Source organism: Spirillospora sp. NPDC049652, assembly GCF_040675125.1.
GTDB lineage: Bacteria > Actinomycetota > Actinomycetes > Streptosporangiales > Streptosporangiaceae > Spirillospora.
This window is the reverse complement of record NZ_JBFAOF010000873.1, coordinates 1-3050: the sequence shown is the minus strand read 5'-3', so window position 1 is coordinate 3050 and position 3050 is coordinate 1. Positions and strand designations below refer to the sequence as shown.

At 71.8% G+C, this 3050-nt stretch carries 2 protein-coding genes; both read right to left on the bottom strand.

Annotated elements, in window-relative coordinates; genetic code table 11:
• Window positions 1-1824: DEAD/DEAH box helicase (locus AB0J52_RS34155; RefSeq protein WP_500187023.1), on the bottom strand; the 1824-nt coding region annotated here is incomplete at its 3' end.
• Between the two features lie 175 nt (window positions 1825-1999).
• A complete protein-coding gene (gene tatC, locus AB0J52_RS34150) occupies window positions 2000-2866 on the bottom strand; it encodes a twin-arginine translocase subunit TatC (RefSeq protein WP_500187022.1) in 867 nt (288 codons plus the stop codon).
• Window positions 2867-3050 lie beyond the last annotated feature (184 nt).

Sequence of the window (3050 nt, the reverse complement as noted above, 5' to 3'; positions counted from 1 at the left end):
CGCGGCCCCGTCCGAGCGGCGGCCGAGCCCCGGGTCCAGGACGACCGCCAGCCCCGAGCGCCGCCCGGACGGCACCAGGATCACATCGCCCGGACGCAGGTGCTCCAGCGACCGGGCCGCCTCGGCGCGCCGCGACGCCGACCGCTCCCGGGACAGCTCGGCCTCCCGGTCCGACAGGCGGCGGCGCAGCGCCGCGTACTCCATGAAGTCGCCCAGGTGGCACTCGGCGGCCTTGGCGTACCCGGCGAGGGCCTCCTCGTTCTTGCGGACCTGCTTGGCCAGCCCGACCACGGCCCGGTCGGCCTGGAACTGCGCGAACGACTGCTCCAGCAGGTTGCGGGCCCGTTCGAGGCCGACGGCCCCGACCAGGTTCACCGCCATGTTGTAGGACGGCCGGAAGCTGGAGTTCAGCGGGTAGGTGCGGGCGCCCGCGAGCCCGGCGACCGACGCGGGCTCCACGCTCGGCCCCCAGACCACCACCGCGTGGCCCTCCACGTCGATGCCGCGGCGTCCGGCGCGCCCGGTGAGCTGGGTGTACTCGCCGGGGGTGAGGTCGACGTGCGCCTCGCCGTTCCACTTGTCGAGCTTCTCGATCACCACGGTGCGGGCGGGCATGTTGATGCCGAGCGCGAGCGTCTCGGTCGCGAACACCGCCCTGATCAGCCCGCGGGTGAACAGCTCCTCGACGATCTCCTTGAAGGTCGGCAGCATCCCGGCGTGGTGCGCGGCGATCCCCCGCTCCAGCGCCGCCAGGAAGTCGTGGTAGCCGAGGACGTGCAGGTCGCCCGGGTCGAGGTCGGCCGTGCGCAGCTCCACGTGCGCGCGGATCTCCTCGGCCTCCTCCCGGGAGGTCAGCCGCAGCCCCGCGTGCAGGCACTGCAGGACGGCCGCGTCGCAGCCGTTGCGGGAGAACACGAACGTGATCGCGGGCAGCAGCCCGGCCCGCTCGAGCCGCTCCACGACGTCCGGGCGCGCCGGCGGCCGGAACCGCTGCGGGCGCGGCGCGCGGCGCCGTCCGGTGCGCCGCCCCTGGTTCACCTTCGCGCGCCGCACCTCCTCCACCGCCATCCGGGTGAGCTGCGGGTTCAGCTTCGCGCGGCGCCCCTCCCCCTTGCCCTGCTCCACGAACAGGTCGTACAGGCGGGTGCCGACCAGCATGTGCTGGAACAGCGGGACCGGACGGTGCTCGTCGACGATCACGGCGGTGTCGCCGCGGACGGCCTGCAGCCACTCGCCGAACTCCTCGGCGTTGGACACCGTCGCCGACAGCGCCACCAGCCGCACCGAGTCCGGCACGTGGATGATCACTTCTTCCCAGACCGCGCCGCGGAACCGGTCGGCGAGGTAGTGCACCTCGTCCATCACCACGAACGCCAGCCTCGCCAGGGTCGGCGACCCGGCGTAGAGCATGTTCCGCAGCACCTCGGTCGTCATCACCACGATCGGGGCCTCGCCGTTGACGCTGTTGTCGCCGGTGAGCAGCCCGACCTTCTCCGGCCCGTAGCGGCTGACCAGGTCGGCGTACTTCTGGTTCGACAGCGCCTTGATCGGGGTGGTGTAGAAGCACTTGCCGCCGCCCAGCAGCGCCTGGTGCACGGCGAACTCCCCGACCAGGGTCTTGCCGGATCCGGTGGGCGCGGCGACCAGGACGCCGCTGCCCTTCTCCAGCGCCCGGCACGCCTCGATCTGGAACGCGTCCAGCTCGAAGTCGTACAGCGTCTGGAAGTCCAGCAGCGCGGGCCCGCTCCCCGCGGTCCGGGACCGGAAGGCCCGGTACCGTTCCGCCGCGGACTGCTCGGCCGGCTGCGTGTCGGGGGTGCTCATGTCTCCGAGCCTACGGTTTCGCCCGCCCGGATTCCCAATTCGGGGCCCAACAACTTCTCCCGGACGATCCGCCCGATCCGGTGGACGATCACGGCGGCCCGGCCCGCTGATCACCCCGGGCGCGACCCGTTGATCACCCCGGACCCGGCCCGATGATCACCAGCAGGGCCCACCGTCAGCGGCGGTCGCCGCGGCCGCCGCTCTCCAGCTCGGCGTCGATCCGGTCCAGGTCCAGCGGGGCCGCCTCGTCGTCCGACAGGCCCTCGTAGGGGTCGGGGGCGTTGGCGCGCCGCCGGTCGTTGAAATACGCCAGCACCTCGGCGACCTCGAAGAGCACCACCGTCGGCAGCGCGAGGGCCAGCATCGTGAAGGGGTCCTGGCTGGGCGTGGCGACCGCCGCGAACACGAAGATCCCGAAGATCATCATGCGCCGGAACCGGCGGATCGTGCCGTGCGGCAGCACCCCCGCCATGTTGAGGATCACCACGAACAGCGGCAGCTCGAACGCCAGCCCGAAGATCAGCAGCATCGCCTGCGCGTAGCCGAGGTAGGACTCCACCCCGACCAGCACCGTGGAACTGCCGGGCGCGAGCCCGATGAGGATCTTCAGGCCCTTGTCCATCGTGACGTAGGCCAGGGCCGCGCCCGCCACGAACAACGGCACCGCCGCCGCGATGAACGTGTACGTCCACCGCTTCTCCCGCTTGTACAGGCCGGGCGCCACGAACGCCCACAGCTGGTACAGCCAGACCGGGGAGGAGATCACCGCGCCCGCCAGCAGCGCGACCTTCATGTGGATGAAGAAACCGTCGAAGATCCCGTGGACGACCAGGTCGCACTTGTGGTTGATGCAGTGCTTGGGGTCGATCCGGGTGAACGGCTCGGTGACGAAGTTCCAGATCGGGGTGAAGAACAGCCACCCGACGCCGGTGCCGACGGCCAGGCCGAGGATCGCCTTGATCAGCCGGTTGCGCAGCTCACGGAGGTGGTCCATGAGCGGCATCCGGCCCTCGGGGTCGACCGGCTGCTTCTTCATCTTCATGGTGGGCATTCGGGGTTCGGGGAGCGGCGCTCGGCCGATCCGTGCGGAAAGCCGTGGAGACCCGGAAGTGATCAGCCGTTGGCGCGGTACTGCCCGCGCTCGACCGGCACGCCCTCGATCGGCCCGCCCGCCGGCAGCGCGCCGGGACGCCGCTCGGCCGCGGCCGCCTCGCGCTCCAGCCGGG